Origin of the sequence: Azospirillum sp. TSH20 (genome assembly GCF_003115935.1) — a bacterium.
Lineage (GTDB): Bacteria > Pseudomonadota > Alphaproteobacteria > Azospirillales > Azospirillaceae > Azospirillum.
Map to the genome: position 1 here is coordinate 66,499 of NZ_LGQU01000079.1, position 23,147 is coordinate 89,645.

Below are 23,147 nucleotides of genomic sequence, written 5' to 3' on the forward strand. Positions count from 1 at the left end.
CCCATGCACGCCATGCAAGACGACACCCAACTGCTGGACTGCATCGTCCGCTTCCACGACCCCCGTCGGCTGGCGGAGCTGGAGCGCTGCGTCTTCTCCCTGACCGGTCAGCGCTATCGGCCGCTGAACATCGTTCTGGTGCTCCAGCGCTTCACGCCGGCCGAGATCGCGGCAACCGAGGCGGCGCTCGCCCCCATGCTGGCCCTGCCCGGCGCCCCGTCCCTGACGGTGCGGAACTGGAACGGGGAGGCGGTCACCGACGCCCGCACCCATCTGCTCAATTGCGGGGTGGAGGCCGCCCGGGGCCGCTATCTCGCCTTCCTCGACTATGACGACCTGCTGTTCCCCGAGGCCTATGAGCTGCTGGTGGAAAAGCTGCGCGACCAGGAGGCGGCGATCGCCTTCGCCTCGGTCCAGGTGATGCAGGTCGAGGTGCGCGACCGCTTCTTCCGCACCATCGGCCCGCAGACCCCGACCTACCGGGGCCGGGATCTGGGCGACCTGTTCGACCATAATTTCTGCCCGATCCACAGCTATCTGATCGACCGTTCGAAGCTTCCCGCCGATCTCCTGCGCTTCGACCCGACGCTGACGATCGAGGAGGATTATGACCTGCTGCTGCGGATCTGCGCCCAACATCCCGCCGATTTCTCGCTGATCGGCACCGAGATCGGCTACTACATCTACAAGACCGACGGCAGCAACACCGTCGGTCAGGCCGGCGGGCTCCATGGCGAGAAGCTGGCGCTCTACGAGGCGGTGCAGCGCCGCATCCGCGAACGCAAGGCGATGACCCCGGTGTCGATCCCGATCCAGGCGCGGCTCGGCCTGCCGCATCCGCGAGGTGGCCTGTCGATCCAGGACGTGCACCACCAGCTCCAGGCCAATGGCCGGATCAGGCAAAGGCTGGGTGACCTCATGGGTGCCCGCTGATCCTCCAGCGTCTGCCCTCCGACCATCGATTTGTCCAAAAATTTTGCAAACCGTGCCGCTGGCGGCAGTTCCGCCCGGCCGCCAGCCGGAGATTGAGTCATGGACGTCGTTTCTCTCGACATTCCCGACGTGAAGATCATCCGCCCGAAGAAGTTCGGCGATCATCGCGGCTTCTTCTCGGAGACCTACAGCAAGAAGGACCTCGAGGCGGCGGGGCTGCAGTACGATTTCGTGCAGGATAACCACTCGCTGTCGGCCGAGGTCGGTACCGTGCGCGGCCTGCATTTCCAGCTGCCGCCCTTTGCCCAGGACAAGCTGGTGCGGGTGGTGCGCGGCGCGATCCTGGACGTCGCGGTCGACATCCGCAAAGGCTCCCCCACCTTCGGCCGGCATGTCAGTGCGGTGATCAGCGCTTCGGAGTGGAACCAGATCCTGGTGCCGGTCGGCTTCGCCCACGGCTTCTGCACGCTGGAGCCCGACACCGAGGTCATCTACAAGGTGACCAACTATTATTCGCCCGAACACGACCGCGGTCTGCTGTGGAACGACCCGGAGCTGGGCATCGCCTGGCCGGTGTCGGCGGACAAGGCGCGACTGTCGGACAAGGATCACAAGCATCCGACCCTCGCCCAGCTTGGCGATCTGTTCTGACAGCGCTATGGAGTGGGGGCGGTCCCTCATGCTACCCAGATCGGACCGCTTTTCGATTTTCCTGCATGGTTGGGGCAAGGTGATTTGATGACGCGCATTCTCGTCACCGGCGGCGCCGGTTTCATCGGCTCGGCGGTGGTCCGCCAGCTTCTCGCCGAAACCGACGCCTTCGTCGTCAATGTCGACAAGCTGACCTACGCGGCCAACCTGTCCTCCCTGCCGGGCGCCGAGGGCAATCCGCGCTACGCCTTCGAGAAGGTCGACATCTGCGACGCCGCCGAGCTGAGGCGCGTCTTCGACACCCACCAGCCCGACGCGGTGATGCATCTGGCCGCCGAATCCCATGTCGACCGCTCGATCGACGGGCCGGGCGAATTCATCCAGACCAACGTCGTCGGCACCTTCCGCCTCTTGGAAGCGGCGCGCGGCTACTGGTCGGCGCTGCCGGCGGAGCGCAAGGAGCGCTTCCGCTTCCACCACATCTCCACCGACGAGGTGTTCGGCACGCTGGGCGACGACGGCTTCTTCACCGAGACCACCGCCTACAGCCCCAACTCGCCCTATTCGGCCAGCAAGGCGTCGAGCGACCATCTGGTCCGCGCCTGGCACGAGACCTACGGGCTGCCGGTGGTGCTGACCAACTGCTCCAACAATTACGGCCCCTACCATTTCCCGGAGAAGCTGATCCCGCTGATGATCCTGAAGGGTCTGGCGGGCGAGAAGCTGCCGGTCTACGGCAAGGGCGACAACATCCGCGACTGGCTTTATGTCGAGGACCATGCCCGCGCCCTGCGACTGGTTCTGGAGAAAGGCAAAATCGGCGAGAGCTACAACATCGGCGGCCACAACGAGCGCACCAACCTGGAGGTCGTCCGCGCCATCTGCGCGCATCTGGACGAGATGCACCCGGCCGGCGCCCCGCACGACCGCCTGATCAGCTTCGTCACCGACCGCCCCGGCCATGACAAGCGCTATGCCATCGACGCCGGCAAGATCGAGCGCGAGCTGGGCTGGACCCCGCAGGAAACCTTCGAAAGCGGCCTGCGCAAGACGGTCGCCTGGTATCTGGAGAACCGCGACTGGTGGCAGGCCATCCTGAACGGCTCCTACCAAGGCGAGCGGCTCGGCCTGACCGAAGACGGAGCCGCGCAATGAAGGTCCTCGTCCTCGGCAGCAACGGCCAGCTCGGCTTCGAGCTGATGCGCGCCAACTGGGCGCCGGGCACCGAAATCGTCGGTCTGCCCTATCCCGAATTCGACGTGACCCGGCCGGGCGACGTGGAGACGGCGGTCGCCACCCACGCGCCCGACCTGCTGGTCAACGCCACCGCCCACACCGCCGTCGACAAGGCCGAGAGCGAGGTCGACCTGTCCTTCGCCATCAACCGCGACGGGCCGGGCGCCATGGCGGCGGCCTGTGCGGCGCGCGGCATCCCCGTCATCCATGTGTCGACCGACTATGTGTTCGACGGGACGAAGGACGGCATCTATACCGAGGACGACCCGATCAACCCGCTGGGCGTCTATGGCGCCAGCAAGGCGGCGGGCGAGGAGGCGGTGCGCCAGGCCTCCCCGCATCACGTCATCCTGCGCACCTCCTGGGTCTACAGCGCCTACGGCAACAACTTCGTCAAGACGATGCTGCGCTTGGGCCAAGAGCGCGAGGAGATGCGGGTGGTCGCCGACCAGCACGGCTCGCCCACCGCCGCCGCCGACCTCGCCGCCGCCATCGTGCAGATCGCCCAGACCATTGAGAAGACGGGCGCCGCCGCCTGGGGCACCTACCACCTGACCGGCAGCGGCTACACCACCTGGCATGAGTTCGCCGAGCACATCTTCCGGCGGCTGGAAGAGCGCACCGGCAAGCGGCCGCGCCTGACCGCCATCGCCACGGCCGACTACCCGACCCCGGCGCGCCGCCCGGCCAATTCGCGGCTGGACTGCTCCCGCGCCAAGGAGCGTCTCGGCGTCGCCTGCCCGCCGTGGCAGGAGAGCGTTGACCGCGTGATCGACGAGCTGTTCACCAACCCGCCGCAGGCGTGAGGACGTAAGACCATGAAGGGGATCATCCTGGCCGGCGGATCCGGCACCCGGCTCTACCCGGTGACCCGGGCGATCAGCAAGCAGCTGCTGCCGATCTACGACAAGCCGATGATCTATTTCCCGCTCAGCACCCTGATGCTGGCGGGCATCCGCGACATCCTGGTCATCACCACGCCGCACGACCAGCCGCTGTTCCAGACGGTGCTGGGCGACGGGTCGCAGTGGGGCCTGAACCTGACCTACGCGATCCAGCCCTCGCCCGACGGGCTGGCCCAGGCCTTCATCATCGGCCGCGAGTTCGTCGGCAACGACAGCTGCGCCCTGGTTCTCGGCGACAACATCTTCTATGGCCACGGCCTGACCAACATCCTGCGCGCCGCCGGCGAGAAGACCGAGGGCGCCAGCGTCTTCGCCTATGCCGTGCGCGACCCCGAGCGCTACGGCGTGGTGGAGTTCGACAGCGAAGGCCGGGCGCTGAGCATCGAGGAAAAGCCGGTCCAGCCGCGCTCCAAATGGGCGGTGACGGGGCTCTATTTCTACGACAACGACGTGCTGGACATCGCCGCCGCGGTAAAGCCGTCGGCCAGAGGTGAACTGGAGATCACGTCCGTCAACGCCGCCTATCTCGACTTGGGCCGGCTGTCGGTCGAGCAGATGGGCCGCGGTTACGGCTGGTTCGACACCGGCACCCACGACAGCCTGCTGGAGGCGGCCGAGTTCGTCCGCACCATCCAGCACCGCCAGGGCCTGCAGATCGCCTGTCCGGAGGAGATCGCCTACACCTCCGGCTGGATCGACGCCGAACAGGTACGCCGCTTGGCCGAGCCGCTGAAAAAAAACGACTACGGACGCTATTTGCTTGGGCTGCTAAGCTGAAGGATCAACCGGCGCCCCTGCCGTGTTGTCCCTTCGTGGTTGCCCGGCGCTCCGCCTTTTGACGGTCGCCGGCGCTGCCAACGCCAACAGCCAAGACAGGAAGGCAGCCCGTGCCGGCTCTCACCAACCGAAAGCGTGTCCTCGTCACCGGCGGCGCCGGCTTCCTGGGCTCCCACCTGTGCGAGCGGCTGCTGGCGGCCGGGAACGACGTGCTGTGCGTCGACAACTTCTTCACCGGCAGCCGCGACAACGTCCTGCATCTGCTGGACAACCCGCATTTCGAGCTGATGCGCCACGACGTGACGTTTCCGCTCTATGTCGAGGTCGACGAGATCTACAACCTCGCCTGCCCGGCCTCGCCGATCCATTACCAGCACGATCCGGTGCAGACGACCAAGACCAGCGTGCACGGCGCCATCAACATGCTGGGGCTGGCCAAGCGGGTGGGCGCGCGGATCATGCAGGCCTCGACCTCGGAGGTCTACGGCGACCCGGCGGTGCATCCGCAGCCCGAGGACTATTGGGGCAACGTGAACACCATCGGTCCGCGCGCCTGCTATGACGAGGGCAAGCGCTGCGCCGAGACGCTGTTCTTCGACTATCACCGCCAGCACAAGCTGGACATCAAGGTCATCCGCATCTTCAACACCTACGGCCCGCGCATGCACCCCAACGACGGGCGCGTGGTGTCGAACTTCATCATCCAGGCGCTGAAGAACGAACCGATCACCATCTACGGTGACGGCCAGCAGACGCGGTCCTTCTGCTATGTCGACGACCTGATCGAAGGATTCTTGCGCTTTATGGACACGCCGGCCGGCGTCACCGGCCCGATCAACCTGGGCAACCCCGGCGAGTTCACCATGCTGGAGTTGGCGGAGAAGGTGATCCGCCTGACCCGTTCGAACTCGACGATCGAGCACAAGCCGCTGCCGCAGGACGACCCCAAGCAGCGCCAGCCCGACATCGCCAAAGCCCGCGCCCTGATGGACTGGGAACCGGCCGTGTCGCTGGACGAGGGTCTGGCCCGCACCATTGCCTATTTCCGCGGGCGGTTCTTCGGCTGAGGCAAACCATCTGTGAAAAGGGCGCCGGCCTTTCGACCGGCGCCCTTTTCTCTTTGCTCTTCCGCACTCACCCCTGGCGGACCAGCCGCTCCTCCCAGGAAAGCGCCGAGGCGACGATGGTCTCCAGGTCGGCGTGGCGCGGGGTCCAGTCGAGCGTGCGGCCGATGCGCTCAACCCCCGCCACCAGGGCCGGGGGATCGCCGGCGCGGCGCGGGCCGATGCGCATGGGCAGCGGCCTGCCGGTCACCCGCTCCACCATCGCCAGCACCTCGCGCACCGAATAGCCGCGGCCGTAGCCGCAGTTCAGCACCTCCGACGCGCCGCCCGCCTCCAGATGGCGGAGCGCCGCGACATGGGCGTCGGCAAGGTCGCTGACATGGATGTAGTCGCGCACGCAGGTGCCGTCCGCCGTGTCGTAGTCGTCGCCGAAGATCTGCAGCTCCGCCCGCTGGCCGGTGACGGTCTGGGCGGCGATCTTGATCAGGTGGGTGGCGACCTTCGACACCTGCCCCGAGCGACCCTGCGGGTCGGCCCCGGCGACGTTGAAATAGCGCAGCGCGACATACCGCAGATCATGCGCCGCGGCGCTGTCGCGCAGCATCCACTCCGTCATCAGCTTGGAAGAGCCGTAGGGGTTGATCGGCCTGGTTGGCGTCTGCTCGTCGATCGGCAGCCGGTCGGGCATGCCGTAGACGGCGGCGGTGGAGGAGAAGATGAAGCGGCCGATCCCGGCCTCGACGCAGGCCTCGATCAGGGCGTGGCTCTTCACCGTGTTGTTGCGGTAGTAGGCGAGCGGCCGCTCCACCGATTCCGGCACGACGATGCTGCCGGCGAAATGCATCACGGTGCCGATGCCGTGGCGGGCGAAGGTCTCGGCCAGCAGCGCCTTGTCGCCGACATCGCCCTCGACCAGGACCGTGCCCTCGGGGAGGGCCTGGCGCCGGCCGGTGGACAGGTCGTCCAGCACCACGACGTCCCGTCCCTGGTCGCGCAGCGCCAGCACCACATGGGAGCCGATATAGCCGGCGCCGCCGGTCACCAGCACGGTCGCGTTCGATGCCGAATGTTGGAGCGAAGTTACCATGACCGTCCGTTCACGCTGCGTTGCAACAAACCGACCGGATGCTATCATCTCCACACCGCACCCTTTGAGCATTTTTCCGTATCAGTCCCCAGTGCTTTCGAAGGAATACAGACGTTCTCAAGGGCGTATTACGATTGACGAAGGATGAGGGGACCGCCATAAGCAAGGCGCTGCCATTTGGCTTCTCCTGCCGATAGCAATTCCTTTCCAGACCACTTCATCAACGGTTTTTTCCAATGCTCCAAAGCGGTTTCTCGAACAGAGGCTGGGCAAACTTTCTCTCTGTCCTGATACTTCTGGCTGCGCCTGTCCTGGCAAAAATCCATCTGGTTTTTAACGTGCTGCTGGCCAATCCGTTGTTCAGCTATAGCGGATTGACCGCTGTGCGTGCAGGCGGATGGCTGAACGGTAACCCGCCGACCATCGATCCCAACATCGCCTTCACCAGTCACGCCTTGGGTCATAGAGCCGCGGCCGACCTGATCAACGGCATCATACCGTGGTGGAATCACTTCGAAGGGGTCGGGGTGCCGCTGGCCGGCGAGATGCAATCTGCCGCCCTTTTCCCTCTGACGCTGCTTTTGTATTTTCCAAACGGGCAGCTCTACGCCCATATTCTTTTGCAAATCATCGCGGGCGTGTTCACCTATTTTCTATTGCGCCGTTTGTCCTTTTGCACATTGGCTGCCTGTTTGGGAGGATTGCTGTTTCAGTTCAACGGGTCCTTCGCTTGGATGGCCAACGCAGTCATCAACCCGATCCCGTTCCTACCCGTCGTTCTGCTTGGTGTTGAAGCCGTGCGCGACCGGTTGCTTGCCGGTCATCGTGGCGGCTGGTTCTGGATCGCAGCCGGTCTTGCATTGTCGCTGTATGCAGGCTTTCCCGAGGTCGCCTATCTGAACGGGCTCCTGATTGCCTGCTGGGTTCTCGTGCGGGCAAGCGAAATGTCGGGACGGACCGCCATCGCCTTCCTGGTCCGCATCGCAGCCGGAACGATCGGAGGCCTGCTGCTGGCGGCGCCGATCCTGATCGCCTTCCTTACTTTCCTGCCGCATGCCTTTGTCGGCGGCCATACGGACAACGCCTTCGGCGGCGCCCATCTGGCGTCCGATCACTTGGTGAATCTTTTCCTTCCTTATCTCTACGGCCCGATTTTCCAGCAGGTGGAGTATTGGGGGGATACCGGCGGCTATGCCGGCGTCGGGCTCACCATTCTGGCCGTGATCGGCTTTTCGGTCGCAAGGATCGGTCGGCTGCGCAACCTGCTGGCCGGTTGGACAATCCTGTGCATTGCCGCCTCTTTCGGAACGCCCGGCATCCAGGAACTGGTCACAGCGGTGCCTGGGGTCGGCCTTTCCGCCTTCTACCGCTATCTCCCCCCCTCCTGGGAGTTTTGCCTTGCGGTGCTTGCCGCCGGCGCTCTGGATGCCGTGCTGAAGGACGGATGCTCCCGCCGGACCATGTGGATCGGGATTGGAGGGGCAAGCCTGCTGATGGCCGCCGCCTTCGCCCTGTCTGCCGGCCTTCTGGTCCGACCGCCGGTTCCCTTCTGGTTCGCCGGTTCCCTGGCCCTCGCCGGAGCCGGTATGGCCATCGGCTTGGCCAGTTTCCTGTTCATCCGCAAGCCGGTTGGCAGGGCAACGACGCTGTCGCTGCTGGTCGCCGGCGAGGCCATCCTTTACTTCATCCTTCCAACTTTCTTTTATCCGGGCGGAAAAAGCCGGATCGATCTGGGCGGCGTCGAGTTTCTTCAGAACAATCTCGGTTTCCAGCGCTTCTACACGCTGGGGCCGATCATGCCGAATTACGGGGCTTATTTCGGCATCTCCAGCATCAACCACAACGACCTGCCCTTGCCCAAAGAGTGGGTGGACTTCGTCACCCACCGCCTGGATGACAACACGGTGGACATCCTGTTCACAGGCTTCAGCCGTGCCAAACCGGACGGTCCGACCGCTGGCGAAGCGCTCATCCGGAATCTGGATGCCTATCGGCAGACCGGCGTCAAATACATCGTGAGCCCGGCCGGCATGAATCCGTTCTCCTGGCAGCCGAAGGAGTTGCGGCCGAGCCCCGGTCCAAGCGAAGTGATGCGGTTGGAAAACGGCAGCCGGTTCACCATCACCGTACCGACACCTCCGGTCGGCACCGCCGTCGGCGGCGTGGCGATCACCATCGCCAATTACGGCTCGCAAAGCGATGGCGCCTTCCGGATCACGATGTGCTCAGCCTCCCAGTGCGTGGCCGGCCACCGGATGCTAAAGGAATCGCGGGACAATACCTATTTCTTCATTCCATTGGACCGCGGCTTGAACGTCGCCGACGGGCCTTTGACCATCGAAGTGCTGTATGACGGCGGCCAGTTTCCGGTTGCCCTTTGGGCTTTCCCACAGACCACCGACAACACCCTGTCCCGCGACGGTCAACCCATTCCCGGTTACATGGCCAAGATTTGGCTGGAGGTGAGCGGCCGCTCCGCCGTCCGTCACGTTTATGGCGATGGCGTGATGGACATCTACGAGCTTGCAAACCCATCCCCCTATTTCAGTGCCGCCGATTGCCGCATCACCCCGCTGTCCCGAGACAAGGTGGAGACATCCTGTTCCAGCGCTTCCACCTTGCAGCGCCGGGAACTGCTCATGGATGGATGGCGCGCCTTCGTGAATGGGCAGGAATCCCCGATTGCTCGCGTCGATGATCTATTTCAGCAGGTCGCCATACCTGCAGGCACCGCGACCATCGAATTCCGCTTCCGCCCGCCTTTCATGCCGGCCGGCTACCTGGCTGCCTTGCTGGGACTCCTGATAACGGCTCAGGGACTTTTGCCGCGCAAAGCGGCGATGCCGCCGACCGGCAGCCATGCGGACACCGGTGACGCTACGGCTCGCGGATGCTCTCGTCGAGCGCGCGGATGACCGGGTAGAGGAAGTAGGACAGCACCGAGCGGGTGCCGACCCGGATCTCCGCAGAGGCGACCATGCCGGGGCTGAGGTTGGTGCCCTCCGGCACCTCCTCCAGATGGGTACCGGTCAGGCGAATGCGGGTGCGGAAGACCGCAGCCGCTGCGGGCCGGGGGCCATCGGTGTTGATGGGAGTGGCGGCGCCCTGAGCCGCCTGGGCGGCGTCGTGGGTGAAGGCGTCGGCGCTGATGGTGCGGATCTCGCCGGGCAGGGTGCCGTGGCGCTGGAAGGGGAAGGCGTCCAGCTTCACCCGCACGACGTCGCCGACCCGAACCAGACCGATGTCGCGCGACGGGATGTCGGCCTCGACCTCCAGCGGCACGTCGGCGGGGACCAGGGTGACCAGCGGTTCGGCCTCGCGGATGACGGAGCCGACGGAGCGCTTGGCCACCTCCAGCACCACCGCGTCGACCGGGGCGGTCAGGGTGACCAGCGAGCGGCGGCGCTCGGCCTTGGCGATCTGCTCGACCAGGGTCGCCCGCTGGCGGGTCTGCTCGACGAGATCCTCCGCCGTCTTGCGGCGCCATTCATCGACGAAGGCGGCGCGGTCGGCCTGGACGCCGCGCAGCTCGTGTTCGCTCTCCCGCTCGCGGTCCTGCAGGGCGGTCAGGTCGTCGCGCATGCGCAGCCGCTCGATCCGCGCTTCGAGGTAGGTCAGGCGCGAGCCGGTCTGGCGCTCCTGAAGCTGGCGGCGGATGTCCTCCACCTCGCCGACCACGGCGAGCCGCTCGGCAAGGCCGGCCTGGGCGCGGCGGCTGGCGGCGATGGCGCTGTCCAGCTGTCCGGCCTTCTCGTCCAGCGAGGCGAGGCGGGCGCGGTATTCGGCGCGGCGGCGCTCCAGGATGGCGGCCTGCACGGCAAAATCGGGATTGTTGGTGGCGGGGGTGAAGTCGCTGCCGTCCAGCTCGGCGCGCAGCCGGCCGATCTGCGCTTCGACGCCGGCGAGCTTGCCGGTCAGGTCGGCCAGATCCGCCGCGGCGAAAGTGGGGTCGAGCGTCGCCAGACGGTCGCCGGCCCGGACCCGGTCGCCGACCTGCACGTCGACGCCGCGCACCACCGCGGTCTCCAGCGGCTGGGCCACCACCAGCGGCGCCGTGGTCACCAGCCGGCCGCCGGCGGTGACGATGCGGTCGACCTGGGCGAAGCCCGCCCACAGCACCAGCGCCACCAGAAGCCCGGCCAGCACATAGAGGGTGGACCGCGCCAACCAGGGCAGCGGCGCATGTTCGATCGCCGCCCCGTCCGGCAGGTAATCCAGCGCGAAGCCCGGCGGCGGTGACGACGGGGCGGGCAGGACGGCGCGGCGGCGCGACGGGGGAGAGACGGGAGCGGGTTTGGCCGGGACGACCTCGCGGCCAGTCTCCACCGTTTCGACGTCCTGATCCGCTTCGGGTATGCGTGTGTCGGGCATGGCTCAGCGCCCCCGGTTCTGCTGCTGCCACAGATGCCGGTATTCGGCGCAGCGGTCGAGCAGGATGGGATGGGGGGCGAGGTCGAGCAGGCGGCCCTGCTCCAGCACGGCGATGGTGTCGCAGCCGGTCAGGGTGGAGAGGCGGTGGGTGACGATCAGCACGGTGCGGCCGCGGGCGATGCGCCGCAGATTGGCCATGACGATGGCCTCGCTGTCGGGGTCGAGCGCGCTGGTCGCCTCGTCCAGGATCAGCAGGCGCGGCTGGGGCAGCAGGGCGCGGGCGATGGCGATGCGCTGCTTCTGACCGCCGGACAGGTTGGTCGCCCCCTCCTCCACCAGCGTGTCGTAGCCGTCGGGCAGGCGGTGGATGAACTCGTCGGCACCGGCCAGCCGGGCGGCCTCGACGATCTCCTCGCGGCTGGCCTCGGGCATGGTCATGGCGATGTTGTCGCGGATGGTGCCGCGGAACAGGAAGTTCTCCTGCAGCACGACGCCGATGGAGCGGCGCAGATGGGCCAGATCCAGCTCGCGGATGTCGAGCCCGTCATAGCGGATGCTGCCGTCCTGCAGCGGGTAGAAGCCCTGGAGCAGCCGCATCAGCGTGCTCTTGCCCGAGCCGCTGCGCCCGACCAGCCCGACGACGGAGCCGGCAGGCACGGTCAGGGTGACGCCGTCCAAGGCCGGCGGGCGGTTACGGTCGTAGCGGAAGCCGAGCCCCTCGATCTGGATGCGGCCGATCAGGGCGGGGCAGGCGCCGCTGCCCTCGCGCCTGGGCTCGGCCGGGTGGTTCATCACCTCGCCCAGCATGCGCACCGACAGCGCGGTTTCCTGATACTGGTGGATCAGCGAGACGATCTGGACCAGCGGCGTCACCACCCGGCCCGACAGCATCTGGAAGGCGATCAGGGCGCCGACCGACAGCTGGCGGTCGAAGACGTCGAAGGCGCCGACGGCGACCACCGCCACCATCATCGCCTTCTCCAGGAACTCGGTCACCGTGCGGGCGGCGATGGAGATGCGGCCGACCCGGTAATGGCTGGTCACCGCGCGCGCCGCCTTGCGGTCCCAGCCGCGCCGCTGCTGCGGTTCGAGCGCCGAGGATTTGACGGTGCGCATGCCGTGGATGGTCTCCACCAGCATGGCCTGCCGCTCGGCGTCGGCGTTGTAGAGGTCGCGCAGGCGGCTGCGGTAGACCGGCACCAGGGCGACGACCACCCCGGCGATCAGGGCCGCGAACAGCAGAGCGACCAGCGTCAGCTTGACCGAATAGAAGAACAGCACCGGCAGGAAGACCAGCAGCACCAGGCTGTCGAGCACGGTGGACAGCAGGTTGCCGGTCAGGAATTCGCGGATGCGCTCCACCTGCTGCATGTGGCGCACGGTGACGCCGGCCGAATGCCCGTCGAAGAAGGTGATGGGCAGGTCGAGCAGATGGCCGAAGGTGCGGTTCAGCAGGCGGATGTCGATGCGGTTGGCGGCGGACAGCAGGATGAACTGGCGCAGGAAGCGGAAGGCCGCCTCGAACAGCAGGGCCGCCAGCACGCCAATGGTCAGCACCTGCAAGGTGGCGACGGTCTCGTTCACCAGCACCTTGTCGATCACGATCTGGAAATAGACCGGGACGGCAAGGGCGAGCGCGTGCAGCACCAAGGCCGCCACCACCACGTCGCGGAAGGCGGATTTCTGGCGCAGGATCTCCGGCACGAACCAGCGCAGGCCGAAGGGCTGGCGCGGGTCGGAGAGGCCGTGGCGCGGCTTGAGGAGGACCAGTTCGCCGTCCCAGCGCTCCAGGAAGCGGTCGCGCGGCACGTCGATCACGTCCAGCCGGTCGGCCAGCGGGTCGACGACGCCGACCATGGGTTCCTCGGCGGGGTTGGCCGGGCGGGACAGCCCGACCAGGATGACGGTGTTGCCGTTGGACAGCCGCGCCAGCAACGGGAAGACGGGGGGCAGGGCCTGCAGGGCCTTCCAGTCCAGCCGGCGGGCGGTCGCCTTGAAGCCGGTGGCGGCGGCGATGCGCAGCAGGTCGGCGGTCGAGGGCTCGCCTCTTCCAGGGGCGACGCGGGCGCGCAGGGCGGCCGGCGAGGCCGACAGGCCGTGATGGCGCGCCACCAGCGTCAGACAGCGCAGCGCGGTGCTTTCGTCCGCATCGGGGCCGGCGTCCGGACCGGACGGAGGGGGCGGCGCGACGGTCGTGCTGGCGTCTGGCATCGGTCAGCCGAAATTCGGCGAGCGGGGCCGTCCGGGCGGGGGGACCGGCGTCGTGGGGCCAGTGGACGGACCGGTGGGGGAGGCCGGCTGGATCGGGACCTGTACCGGGCTCTGGAAGGCCGGGGAAGGAGCAAGCGCGGGGGCCGGCACGTTGCCGGAATTGGGCGGCAGCACGCCGGCGGCCTCCAGCCGCTGGCGCATGCCCTCCAACGCGGAGAGGCTGGCGAGGAAGCCGGGCAGGCTCATCACCACCCGCTGGCGGATGGCGGGCAGCGGCTGGCCGTTGGCGTCCTTGCGCAGAGCCGACAGGCTGAACAGATCGATGCGAACCATGCCGTTGCCGAAGCCGATGTCGAAGACCCCGTCGGCATAGAGTTCGGGGATGCGGTCGTCCGGCGGCGGCTCGATGGTCATGATGGTCCCGGCAGCGAAAAGGCGGGGCGCCGCTGCGGCACCCTCGCATCCTCTTTCTACCGGAAGGCGGCGATCCGGACCAAGCCGCCATTATCCGAGACCGCAGGAAGACACAGGCGACGCTCGTGCTTGCACGGAAGCGCCTGTCGTCATCGGGGGTAGGGCAGGAACGCAGGACAGGGTCTTCGCGAAGGATGCATCGACAGGGGGCTGCGCGAATTGTATATACGTCTGTATCTCTTCCTGATCTCTGCCCACCATCCGGTACGACAAGGGTCCGACGAGTATTGGCAATATCTGAAGTGACAACTCCGTCGCCTGAAGGGCGACGGCTTCTCGGACCAGCTATGCGGCACCCCGCTGGCTTGGCGTCCGAAGGCCGTGTCCCGGCCCCGTTCCATGTCCCGCCCTCTGCAGGATGACCCTCGCCGCCGCAACGTCCCGATCCATCACGCATCCGCAGTCGCAGCGGTGCGTGCGGTCGGACAGCGTCTTGGCGACGACGGTCCCGCACTCCGGGCAGGTTTGACTTGTTCCGCGCGGATTGACGGCTTCCACCCGAACACCAGCGTTCGCAGCTTTGTATTCGAGAAACAATCGAAGTTGGCCCCAGGCGGCGTTGTGAACGGCCTTGGCCAGCATCGACCGGGCCAAGCGGTCAACGTCAAGGTCCTCCAAGGCGATGAAGGCGTAGCGGTCCACAAGCGAGCGGGACAGCTTGTGCAGGAAGTCGCGGCGCCGGTTGGCCGTAGCCGCGCTGTGACGCGCCAGCCTGCACTTCGCCTTGAGCCTGCGCTTGCCGCCCCGCTTGGCGCGGGCAAGCGCACGCTGAAGACGACGCTGCTTTTTGGCTGCGTGCTTCGTCCACTGCGGAGCAGCGACCGTTTCTCCGTCAGAGGTGGCGATGAGCGACGACAGGCCCAGATCGAGGCCAACCGACGCGCCGTCGCGCGGCTGACCCTCTTCGTCGGGCATCGTGATCTGAAAGCACACGAACCACTTTCCGGCGGCGCGCGACAGCACGGCAGCTCTGACCTTGGCGAAGGCCGGAAGATCGCGGTGCCACTTCACCTTCACCTCGCCGGGGATGCCAACGAGACCAAGGCGCTTGCTCTTGCGGATCGTCAGCCCGTCGCCAACCCGGAACTCGGCGCTGTCGAACATGCTCTTGGCGCGGAAGCGCGGGAACCCCGTCTTGCCCTTCTTCACGCGACCGAAGAACGCCACGAACGCCTTGTCCAGCCGGCGGAGCACCTGTTGCTCAGCGCTAAAGCTGTAGCCGGCCAGCCGCTCGTCAGCCGCCCGGACGGCCTTCAATTCGCCGGCCTGATCGACGTACCGCAGGGCTTTCCCGGCCCGGCGGTACGCTTCGATCCGCTGCTGGAGGGCAGCGTTGTACAGGTCGCAGAAGGCGCCAAGCATCGCCTCCAACCCGGCACCCTGCGCCGTGGTCGGGTAGAGGCGATACTTGTAGCTCAGGACCGGCATCAGTCACTTGCCCTTCTGGTCTTCGATGTAGCGGCGGATCGTCTCTTCCGAGACGCTGCCGACCGTTGCGGCAAAATAGCTGCGGGACCAGAGCGTCGGAAGCCTGGACCGCAGCGCCGGGAACTCTTGACGAAGAACCCGGCTGGACTTTCCCTTCAGGCGGTTGACGATTTCGGCAACACCAAGTGTTGGATCAGCCTCAACGAAGACGTGAACATGATCGGGCATGATGTCTATCGTGTGGAACGTCATATCGTACTCGGACGCCACTTCGCCAAGAACGTCTTTGAGCCGGCCGTCAATCGGAGGCGTCAGTACGGGGCGCCGGTATTTTGGGCACCACACGATGTGGTACTGCAGCGAAAAGACCGCTCCGGCGTTCTTAGCAGAGCGCGTCGTCATGCAAGATATTATGCTTCTGCCAGAAGCCTAACGTAACAGCAAAGGAGGCGCGGCTTCCGCTGCCGGCTTAAGCCGGCAGTCCCCGCCGCGAAATCATGATGGCGAGGTCGACGGCCGGCTGCTGGTGGTCGTCTACACATGGCGCGACGGCGCCCGCCGCATCATCTCAGCAAGGAAAGCCAATGGACGCGAACAACGAGCGTATCACGCGACGCTCTCTGGCGTCGCCCCGCAAGCGGACGGCTGACTGGTCGCGGGCCGACCGCCAGACCGATGCCGACATCGACGCCGCCGTGCGCAGCGATCCCGACGCGGCACCGCTGGCCGACGAAGCATGGTTCGAGACCGCCCGCATCGTCGAGCCGCCGGCCAAGCAGGCGATCAGCATCCGCCTGGATTCGGATGTGCTGGAGTGGTTCCGCACCAACAGCGACCGCTACCAGAGTAAAATCAACGCCGTGCTCCGGGCTTACATGGAGCATGAGCGCGCCAGGAAGCGCGCCTGACCCCCACTGGACCGTCAGCGGCGCCTTGGACGACCCGTGGCGCCGCTCTGGGTTGCCGGCCGCTCAGTTGCGGCCGTAGACGTCCTCGAGCCGGACGATGTCGTCCTCGCCGAGATAGGAGCCGGACTGCACCTCGATGATGGTCAGCGGCACCTTGCCGGGGTTCTCCAGCCGGTGGACCGTGCCGATCGGGATGTAGATCGACTGGTTCTCGTAGACCATCACCTGCTCCTCGCCGCGGGTGACCAGCGCGGTGCCGTTGACCACCACCCAATGCTCGGCGCGGTGATGGTGCTTCTGCAAGGACAGGCGCGAGCCGGGGGCGATGGTCAGGCTCTTGACCTGGAAACGGTCGCCGGTGTGCAGCGACTGGTAGGAGCCCCAGGGGCGGTGGACCCGGCGGTGGCTGACGGACTCGCTGCGCCCCTCCGCCTTCAGCCGGTCGACGATGCGCTTGACGTCCTGCGCTTGGGCCCGGTCGGCGACCAGCACGGCGTCGTCCACCACCACCACCACGGCGTTCTCCACCCCGACCACGGCGGTCAGGTGGTTGTCGCTGCGGACATAGCAGTCGCGGGCCCCCTCCAGCAGCACGTCGCCGACGACGACGTTGCCCTCGCCGTCCTTGGCTCCGACGTCCCACAGCGCCGACCAAGCGCCGACGTCGGTCCAGCCGATCTCGCAGGGGACGACGGCGGCACGGTCGGTGCGCTCCATCACCGCATAGTCGATGGAGATGCTGGGCGCCTTGGCGAAGGCGGCGGCGTCCAGGCGGAAGAAGTCGAGATCCCTGGAGCCCTGCTCCAGCGCCTCGCGGCAGGCGGTCAGCACCGCCGGGGCGTGGCGCTCCAGCTCGGCCAGCAGGCGGGCGGCCGGGAACAGGAACATGCCGCTGTTCCAGGCATAGGTGCCCTCGGCGAGATAGCGCTCGGCCACCTCCAGCGACGGCTTCTCGACGAAGGCGGCGACGTTGTAGGCGCCGTCGGCCTCGTCCATCGAATGGCCGCGGCGGATATAGCCGTAGCCGGTCTCCGGCCGGGTCGGGGTGATGCCGAAGGTGACCAGCCGGCCGGCCTGGGCGGCGCGGGCGGCGATGGCGATGGCGCGGCGGAAGGCGTCGGCGTCGCGGATCTCGTGGTCGGCCGGCAGGATCAGCAGCAGCGCGTCCGGGTCGTCGGCCGTCACCGCCAGGGCGGCAAGCGCGCAGGCGGCGGCGGTGTTGCGGCCGGCCGGCTCCAGGATGATGCCGCGCGGCGTGCAGCGCGACTGGCGCAGCTGCTCGGCGGCGAGGAAGCGGTGTTCCTGGTTGCAGATCACCAGGGGGGCCGAGAAGGCCACCACCTCCGCGGCCGCGCCGGACTGTGTGGAACCAGGTTGCGCGCTGACCCGCAGGGCGGTGTCCTGGAGCATCGTCCGGTCGGAGCAGAGCGGCAGGAACTGCTTGGGATACAGTTCGCGCGACAAGGGCCACAAACGGGACCCCGTACCGCCGGACAGCAGCACCGGGACGATCTTCTGCGCGGAATTGCCGTTCATCCTGCCGCCATTCAGTGTGTTGAGCCTGTGGCCGGGCGCCGGAAAACCAAAGGCAGGACCAATGGCCGGCGCCACGGCGGTTCGTTATAGACCGCGCTTTCCACGCTCCACAAGCACCCCTCCGAGACCCACCTGACATTCCGGCTGGGGATTACCGCTTTGGGAGCATCAGGAAAGTCAGGGAGGAGCAGGCGCCATTTGATTTAAACAAATCATGAACAGACTGTAGGGTCTTCCGATGATCCAGCGGAGCTACACATACCGGCTTTATCCGAGCAACGCCCAAAGCGTGGTCCTGACGGAGATGCTGGGCGCCTTCTGCGATCTCGACAACGCCGCCCTCCAGCAGCGTATCGAAGCTTACCGCCGACAACACAAGACGTTGGGCTACTTCGACCAATCAAGCGAGTTGAAGGCGGTGCGGACCGTCGACGAGCGCTTGGCCCACTTCAGCTACTCCGCCGCACAACAGGTGCTCCGCCGACTGGACAAGGCGTTTGCGGCCTTCTTCCGCCGGCTGAAGACGAAAGCCAAGGCCGGCTTTCCGCGCTTCCAAGCAAAACACCGCTTCGACAGTGCAGCGTTCCGCGTCGGCGACGGGCTGACGATCCGCAAGAGCAAGCGCCTCGCGCATTACCGGCGTCCCTGGTGAGATCAAGGTGAAGTGGCACCGCGACCTTCCGGCCTCCGCCAAGCTCGGGGCCGCCGTCTTATCCCGCTCGGCTGGCAAATGGTTCGTCTGCTTCCAGGTCACGGTGCCGGACGGCGACGTTCAGCACCGCGACGGCGCGTCGGTCGGCATCGACGTCGGACTGTCCAGCCTGATTGCCACCTCGGACGGCGAAACCGTCGCAACGCCGCCCTGGACGACGCACGCGGCCAAAAAGCAGCGTCGCCTTCAGCGTGCCCTTGCCCGCTGCAAACGGGGCAGCAAGCGCCGGCTCAAGGCCAAGCAGCGGCTTGCCCGCCACAGCGCCCACACCGCCACCCAGCGCCGCGACTTTCTCCATAAGCTGTCGCGCTCCCTGGTGGGGCGCTACGCCGTCATCGCCTTGGAGGACCTCGACGTTGACCGCTTGGCCCGGTCGATGCTGGCCAAGGCCGTTCACAACGCCGCCTGGGGCCAACTCCGCCGCTTCCTCGCGTACAAGGCTGCAAGTGCCGATACCCGTGTGGAGGCGGTGGACCCTCGAGGCACGAGCCAGACTTGCCCGGCCTGCGGAGCCGGTGTCGCCAAGACGCTCGCCGAGCGCACGCACACATGCCCGTGTGGCTGCGTGATGGATCGCGCCGTCGCCGCGGCAACGGTCATTCTGCAGCGGGCGCAGGCAATGGGGCCGGGAACCGGCCTTCGGTCGTCAAGCCAGCGGGTTGCCGCCTAGCTCGACCGAGAAGCCGTCCCTGTCCAGGCGATGGAGTGTTCACCCGACCGGAGCGCCTCTTCCAAGAGGGAGCGAGACAAGACTCCAAACATTCCCCTGCCGGCAGCACCAAGGCCAGGGTCGAGGTTGGAGTCTTGTCGCGCCCCCCTGCCGGCCGAACCCCTGATCCATCCACGGATCCGGGGCCGGCGGCCCCGGCAGGGACGAATAAGGACGGCGATGCGGCAAAGGCTGGACGGAAGGGGGCGCGACAGAACTCCAAACCGCGGGTCCGGATCGGATCGGCGCGGGGCATGAATCATGGCCGAGCGGCGGTCGATTCGGCTCCGCGACTCGGAAACAAGCGAATCGGAAGCGATTCGGGGCCGAATCGAAATGTCCCGCCTGGAGTCTTGTCGCGTCCGGCGAAAAATCCACAGGCAATCGGGACTATCCGCTGGAGTCTTGTCGCGGGAGTTCTGGAGTTTTGTCGCGCGACTCGCGATTCTCTACTGGAGTCTTGTCGCGCAAACTATTAACTGAATCAAATAACCGTACAAATAGTTTGAGCGACAAGACTCCAAATTGCTGGCACTAACCGGCCGTGATATAGGGTTCCTCGCAAAGTCGTGCCAAGGTCAGCTCGCTATGGGACAGATACATACCCTGATCACCCAGCTAGGACGTGACCAGGCGAAAGCGCTCCAGACCGATCCGGATCAGCGTTCGCTAGTCGATGTCGCCGCTGCCGTCCTCGAAGAGGAGCGGCAGGAGCTTGGCATCACCTATTCAGGCTTCGCGCTGACGGCTCTTCCGCATCGTCGTCTTCCCGATGACCAGCCGTGGGAGCGTCGCGGACATAAGATTCGCTTGCTGATCGAGCCGGGACGACTGCCGATCCGCAACGGTGGCTTTAAGCTTTACGGCGTTCCGTACGGCAGCCGCGCGCGGATGATCCTGCTGTATCTCCAGACCCGGGCGATCCAGACCGACAGCCGCGAGGTCGAACTGGGCCGCAGCATGCACGAATGGCTGGACCGCATGGGCCTGTCGGTCGGCGGCCAGACCTATCGCGACATCCGCGAGCAGGCCTCGCGCATCGCCGCCTGCAACCTGACCTTCGCTTGGGAGGATGCCCACAGCATCGGCTTCGAAAAGGGGTCGATCGTCAAGGGCGGCATCCATTTCTCGGCCAATGCCGGGGCGGAGCCGGGCCAGGGGTCGCTGTGGGAAGACCGCGTCCTTCTGTCCGAGGCCTTCTTCCGCGAGCTGAAGGCCCACCCGGTGCCGATCTGGGAGCCGGCGCTGCGCCACATCCAGAACAACAGCACCAGCATCGACATCTATATCTGGCTGGCCTACCGGCTGCACAGCCTGAACCGCTCCACGCCCATCACCTGGCCGGCGGTGTTCGAGCAGTTCGGCGCCGGATACAGCCGCCTGCGCGATTTCAGGAAGCGGTTCATCGAGGCTCTGCAGCTTGCGCTTGCGGTTTATCCCGACGCGCGGGTCGATGTGGAGGAACAGGGGCTGATGCTGCACCCATCGCCGCCGCCGATCCCGGAGCGCAAGTTCGCCCAGCTTTGCCGGTAGGGGCTTGTGCCTTTGCCCCCTCCCCATCCCTCTCCCGCTTCGCGGGAGAGGGGGCAGGATGCTTGTTAACGTGAACTGATCCCCGAAGCGGCAGCAGTTCCCTCTCCCGCTTTAGCGGGGGAGGGTTAGGGAGGGGGGCAAGAGCACCTCACCGAACCCGCACTCCCCCCTGCGACAAGACTCCAAACTCCGCCCCCTCAGGGGTTGGCGCGCAACGCTCCGGCCAGCGGGGTCAGCAGGCGGCGGAGCGCCTGCTCCAAAAGACTTTCCTCCAGCGTGCCGGACAGCGCCACGGCCTGGGGCGGCATCATGAAGAAGGGTGCGCCGCCGACGGATCCGCTGCGCTGAAGGGTCGCGGCGACCGACAAAAGCCGCTTTCCGTCGTCCGGCCGCAATGTGGCGTGGACCAGCAGCAGCAGGGTGCCGGGATCGGCGATGCGGGCGTCGTTGGGGACGAGCGCCGTGACCGCCGGGCCGGAGGCCAGCAGTCCCGACAGCACCGCCGCGGCGCGACCGCACAGCGCGTCATCCCCGAGATCGGCCGCCGGGCCGCCCTCGGCATCCACCGCGCAGAGCAGGCCGACACGCTCGACCCGCTGGAAGAAAGGCAGTGGCGACATGGCGGCGGCCTTCGTGGCAAGGGTGATCAGGCTGGCGGCGAGCAGCAGCGCCGGGCGGATCCGCATCATCGCACCTCTTCCAGGCTGGTGGCGCCGGCATCGTCCGGCAAGAAGCCGCCGACCTGCCGGCGCCACAGCCGGGCATAGGGGCCGTCGCGGCGCAGCAGGGTGGCATGGTCGCCGTCCTCCAGGATACGGCCCGCTTCCATATAGAGGATGCGGTCCATGCCGGTGACGGTCGACAGCCGGTGGGCGATGGCGATCACCGTGCGCCCCTCGAACAGGCCGAGCAGGGCGTCCTGGATCAGATGCTCCGTCTCGGAGTCGAGCGACGAGGTCGCCTCGTCCAGCACCAGGACCGGCGCGTCCTTCAGGAAGGCACGGGCGATGGCCACCCGCTGGCGCTCGCCGCCCGACAGCTGGATGCCGCGCTCCCCCACCACGGTGTCGTAGCCGCTGGCGCGCCCCTCGATGAAGCGGTCGCAATGGGCGCGGGCCGCAGCCGCGCGGATGGCGTCGTCGCTGGCTCCTTCGCTGCCATAGGCGATGTTGTCGCGGATGGAGCGGTGGAACAGGCTGGGCAGCTGCGGCACCTCGGCCACCGCGCGGTTGAGCGAGGCGAGACTGACCTGGGCGATGTCCTGGCTGTCGATCAGGATGCGGCCGCCCTGCACGGGGAACTGGCGGCGCAGCAGCCGGACCAGCGTGCTCTTGCCCGCCCCCGAGGGACCGACCAGCGCCACCCGCTCCCCCGGCCGGATGGTCAGCGACAGGCCGTCGAACACCGCCCCGCCTCCCGGATGGGCGAAGCGGACATCCTCGAAGCGGATGGCGCCCGCGGTGACGGCCAGATCGGGGCGGCCGGGCGGATCCGGGATCTCGTGCGGGCGGACGATCAGCTCCAGGGCGCCGGACAGGATGCCCAGCTGTTCGAAGAAGCCCAGCATGCGCGTCGACAGGCCCCAGACATTGGTGCCGACGATGCTGGCCAGCGAGAAGACCATGGCGAAGTCGCCGACGCTCATCCGGCCAGCCGTCGCCTCCGACACGGCGATGCCGATCAGGGTGATCTGGAAGACCAGCAGGGCGTTGAACAGCCAGAACCACATCTTGGTCAGGAACCAGCGCAGCTCCTTGGAGCGGTCGATCTCGCCGGTCAGCGCGTCGGACAGGCCGGACAGCTCCTGGCGGCGGCGGGCGAAGGCGCGCACCAGCTCGGCGTTGGCGATGACGTCGACCATGCGGCCGGTGGTCGACGACACCTCCTCGGAGAAGGCGTGCGACAGCCGCAGGCAGCGCCGGGCCAGCAGCGCCGACAGGGTCAGGTGCGCGGCGGTCCAGCCGACCAGCAGCACGGCGAACAGGGTCTGGGCCGAGGCCAGCAGGGTCAGGCCGATGGCGAGGATGACGACGATGCGGATGATGTCGTTGGTCAGGATTTCCAGGATCTGGATGGCGCTCTGCCCGGCCTGCTTGACCTTCTGGCCCAGATTGCCGGCGAAATTGTCCTGGAAGTAGCGCGGCGAATGGTCGATCAGATGGTCGAACAGCCGGACCTGGATGGCATGGCGCAGCGCCGGCGAGGTGTGGAGGTCCACCAGCTCGCGCAGGCGGTTGAACAGGGCGGACGCGATCCACAGCCCGCCCAGCAGCAGGAACCAACGCATCACCTCCGCCGTCCAGGCGGGGGAGCCAGAGGGTTGGTTCCCTGACAGTCCAGCCCCCGATATCCCGGCGAGTGCGTCAACCAGCCCGCGCATCGCCACCGGCTCCATCCCCATCAGCCCGATCCCGCCGGCGGCGGCGAGGTTGAGCAGGATGGCGCGGCCGAGGAAACGCTCGCGCACGAACATCCACAGGAAGCGCCAGGGGGAGGACGGCAGGGGAGAAAAGGTTTCGGGACAGGACAAGGGGCGTCGGCGCTCCGTCGCGCGATGGGCCGGGCGGTGCCGGCGGACGCGAGACCTTATAGGCGCAAGACGGCGGACGCGG

The 23,147-nt window shown here is 66.9% G+C and carries 21 protein-coding genes; 12 read left to right on the forward strand and 9 right to left on the reverse strand.

Annotated features, from left to right (window positions below):
• Positions 1 to 3: 3 nt before the first annotated feature.
• The 6 genes from TSH20_RS21690 to TSH20_RS21715 all read left to right on the forward strand — a co-directional run bounded on the left by TSH20_RS21690 (position 4) and on the right by TSH20_RS21715 (position 5,569).
• Positions 4 to 933, forward strand: coding sequence for a glycosyltransferase (locus tag TSH20_RS21690; protein WP_109156538.1), 930 nt, complete (start codon positions 4 to 6; stop codon positions 931 to 933).
• A gap of 99 nt (positions 934 to 1,032) precedes the next feature.
• Positions 1,033 to 1,584: a dTDP-4-dehydrorhamnose 3,5-epimerase gene (gene rfbC / locus TSH20_RS21695; protein ID WP_109156537.1), complete on the forward strand. Its 552-nt coding sequence runs from the start codon at positions 1,033 to 1,035 to the stop codon at positions 1,582 to 1,584.
• An 87-nt stretch (positions 1,585 to 1,671) separates the two neighbouring features.
• Positions 1,672 to 2,739, forward strand: coding sequence for a dTDP-glucose 4,6-dehydratase (gene rfbB, locus TSH20_RS21700; RefSeq protein WP_109156536.1), 1,068 nt, complete (start codon positions 1,672 to 1,674; stop codon positions 2,737 to 2,739).
• Positions 2,736 to 3,626, forward strand: a complete 891-nt coding sequence (rfbD, locus tag TSH20_RS21705) for a dTDP-4-dehydrorhamnose reductase (protein WP_109156535.1) — start codon at positions 2,736 to 2,738, stop codon at positions 3,624 to 3,626. Before rfbB ends, rfbD begins: the two co-directional genes overlap by 4 nt.
• 12 nt (positions 3,627 to 3,638) lie before the next feature.
• Positions 3,639 to 4,502: a glucose-1-phosphate thymidylyltransferase RfbA gene (gene rfbA, locus TSH20_RS21710; RefSeq protein WP_109156534.1), complete on the forward strand. Its 864-nt coding sequence runs from the start codon at positions 3,639 to 3,641 to the stop codon at positions 4,500 to 4,502.
• A 110-nt stretch (positions 4,503 to 4,612) separates the two neighbouring features.
• Entirely contained in the window at positions 4,613 to 5,569 is a 957-nt protein-coding gene (locus TSH20_RS21715; RefSeq protein ID WP_109156533.1) for a UDP-glucuronic acid decarboxylase family protein, read from the forward strand.
• Positions 5,570 to 5,636: 67 nt separating this feature from the next.
• On the opposite strand, the gene galE is transcribed toward TSH20_RS21715, so the two are convergent.
• On the reverse strand, positions 5,637 to 6,653 hold the full coding sequence (galE, locus tag TSH20_RS21720) for a UDP-glucose 4-epimerase GalE (RefSeq protein WP_109156532.1): 1,017 nt from the start codon (positions 6,651 to 6,653) through the stop codon (positions 5,637 to 5,639).
• Between the two features lie 236 nt (positions 6,654 to 6,889).
• Between galE and TSH20_RS21725 the strand changes: the two genes are divergently transcribed.
• Positions 6,890 to 9,568 carry a hypothetical protein gene (locus tag TSH20_RS21725; protein WP_146205393.1) on the forward strand — a complete coding sequence of 893 codons (2,679 nt, stop codon included), beginning with the start codon at positions 6,890 to 6,892 and terminating at the stop codon, positions 9,566 to 9,568.
• On the opposite strand, the gene TSH20_RS21730 is transcribed toward TSH20_RS21725, so the two are convergent.
• The 5 genes from TSH20_RS21730 to tnpA all read right to left on the reverse strand — a co-directional run bounded on the left by TSH20_RS21730 (position 9,531) and on the right by tnpA (position 15,539).
• Positions 9,531 to 11,024: an HlyD family type I secretion periplasmic adaptor subunit gene (locus tag TSH20_RS21730; RefSeq protein WP_109156530.1), complete on the reverse strand. Its 1,494-nt coding sequence runs from the start codon at positions 11,022 to 11,024 to the stop codon at positions 9,531 to 9,533. The genes TSH20_RS21725 and TSH20_RS21730 overlap by 38 nt on opposite strands.
• Before the next feature lie 3 nt (positions 11,025 to 11,027).
• On the reverse strand, positions 11,028 to 13,235 hold the full coding sequence (locus tag TSH20_RS21735; protein WP_199232020.1) for a peptidase domain-containing ABC transporter: 2,208 nt from the start codon (positions 13,233 to 13,235) through the stop codon (positions 11,028 to 11,030).
• A gap of 3 nt (positions 13,236 to 13,238) precedes the next feature.
• Complete coding sequence (locus tag TSH20_RS21740) at positions 13,239 to 13,649, reverse strand: hypothetical protein (protein WP_109156529.1); 411 nt, start codon at positions 13,647 to 13,649, stop codon at positions 13,239 to 13,241.
• A 345-nt stretch (positions 13,650 to 13,994) separates the two neighbouring features.
• Entirely contained in the window at positions 13,995 to 15,137 is a 1,143-nt protein-coding gene (locus TSH20_RS21745) for an RNA-guided endonuclease TnpB family protein (protein ID WP_199232019.1), read from the reverse strand.
• 3 nt (positions 15,138 to 15,140) lie between these two features.
• The gene (gene tnpA, locus TSH20_RS21750) at positions 15,141 to 15,539 is read right to left on the reverse strand and encodes an IS200/IS605 family transposase (protein ID WP_109156527.1); all 399 of its coding nucleotides are present in this window, start codon (positions 15,537 to 15,539) and stop codon (positions 15,141 to 15,143) included.
• Positions 15,540 to 15,663: 124 nt separating this feature from the next.
• Here tnpA and TSH20_RS21755 point away from each other — a divergent pair, with 124 nt between their 5' ends.
• Positions 15,664 to 15,786: a BrnT family toxin gene (locus TSH20_RS21755; RefSeq protein ID WP_247874505.1), complete on the forward strand. Its 123-nt coding sequence runs from the start codon at positions 15,664 to 15,666 to the stop codon at positions 15,784 to 15,786.
• Complete coding sequence (locus TSH20_RS21760; RefSeq protein WP_247874509.1) at positions 15,758 to 16,045, forward strand: BrnA antitoxin family protein; 288 nt, start codon at positions 15,758 to 15,760, stop codon at positions 16,043 to 16,045. The genes TSH20_RS21755 and TSH20_RS21760 overlap by 29 nt, the downstream gene beginning before the upstream one ends.
• A 63-nt stretch (positions 16,046 to 16,108) precedes the next feature.
• On the opposite strand, the gene TSH20_RS21765 is transcribed toward TSH20_RS21760, so the two are convergent.
• Complete coding sequence (locus tag TSH20_RS21765) at positions 16,109 to 17,581, reverse strand: mannose-1-phosphate guanylyltransferase/mannose-6-phosphate isomerase (protein ID WP_109156525.1); 1,473 nt, start codon at positions 17,579 to 17,581, stop codon at positions 16,109 to 16,111.
• A gap of 238 nt (positions 17,582 to 17,819) precedes the next feature.
• Between TSH20_RS21765 and TSH20_RS35340 the strand changes: the two genes are divergently transcribed.
• From TSH20_RS35340 to TSH20_RS21775, 3 genes are all read left to right on the forward strand, one after another.
• Positions 17,820 to 18,233, forward strand: coding sequence for a helix-turn-helix domain-containing protein (locus TSH20_RS35340; RefSeq protein WP_199232018.1), 414 nt, complete (start codon positions 17,820 to 17,822; stop codon positions 18,231 to 18,233).
• Between the two features lie 7 nt (positions 18,234 to 18,240).
• A complete protein-coding gene (locus TSH20_RS35345) occupies positions 18,241 to 18,963 on the forward strand; it encodes an RNA-guided endonuclease TnpB family protein (protein WP_199232017.1) in 723 nt (240 codons plus the stop codon).
• Positions 18,964 to 19,590: 627 nt separating this feature from the next.
• On the forward strand, positions 19,591 to 20,535 hold the full coding sequence (locus TSH20_RS21775; protein ID WP_012978551.1) for a replication protein RepA: 945 nt from the start codon (positions 19,591 to 19,593) through the stop codon (positions 20,533 to 20,535).
• 197 nt (positions 20,536 to 20,732) lie between these two features.
• Here the strand turns inward: TSH20_RS21775 and TSH20_RS21780 are convergent, their stop codons facing one another.
• Both TSH20_RS21780 and TSH20_RS21785 read right to left on the reverse strand, forming a co-directional pair.
• A complete protein-coding gene (locus TSH20_RS21780; protein ID WP_247871400.1) occupies positions 20,733 to 21,224 on the reverse strand; it encodes a hypothetical protein in 492 nt (163 codons plus the stop codon).
• A complete protein-coding gene (locus tag TSH20_RS21785) occupies positions 21,221 to 23,065 on the reverse strand; it encodes an ABC transporter ATP-binding protein (RefSeq protein WP_158282044.1) in 1,845 nt (614 codons plus the stop codon). The genes TSH20_RS21780 and TSH20_RS21785 overlap by 4 nt, the downstream gene beginning before the upstream one ends.
• Between the last annotated feature and the right edge of the window lie 82 nt (positions 23,066 to 23,147).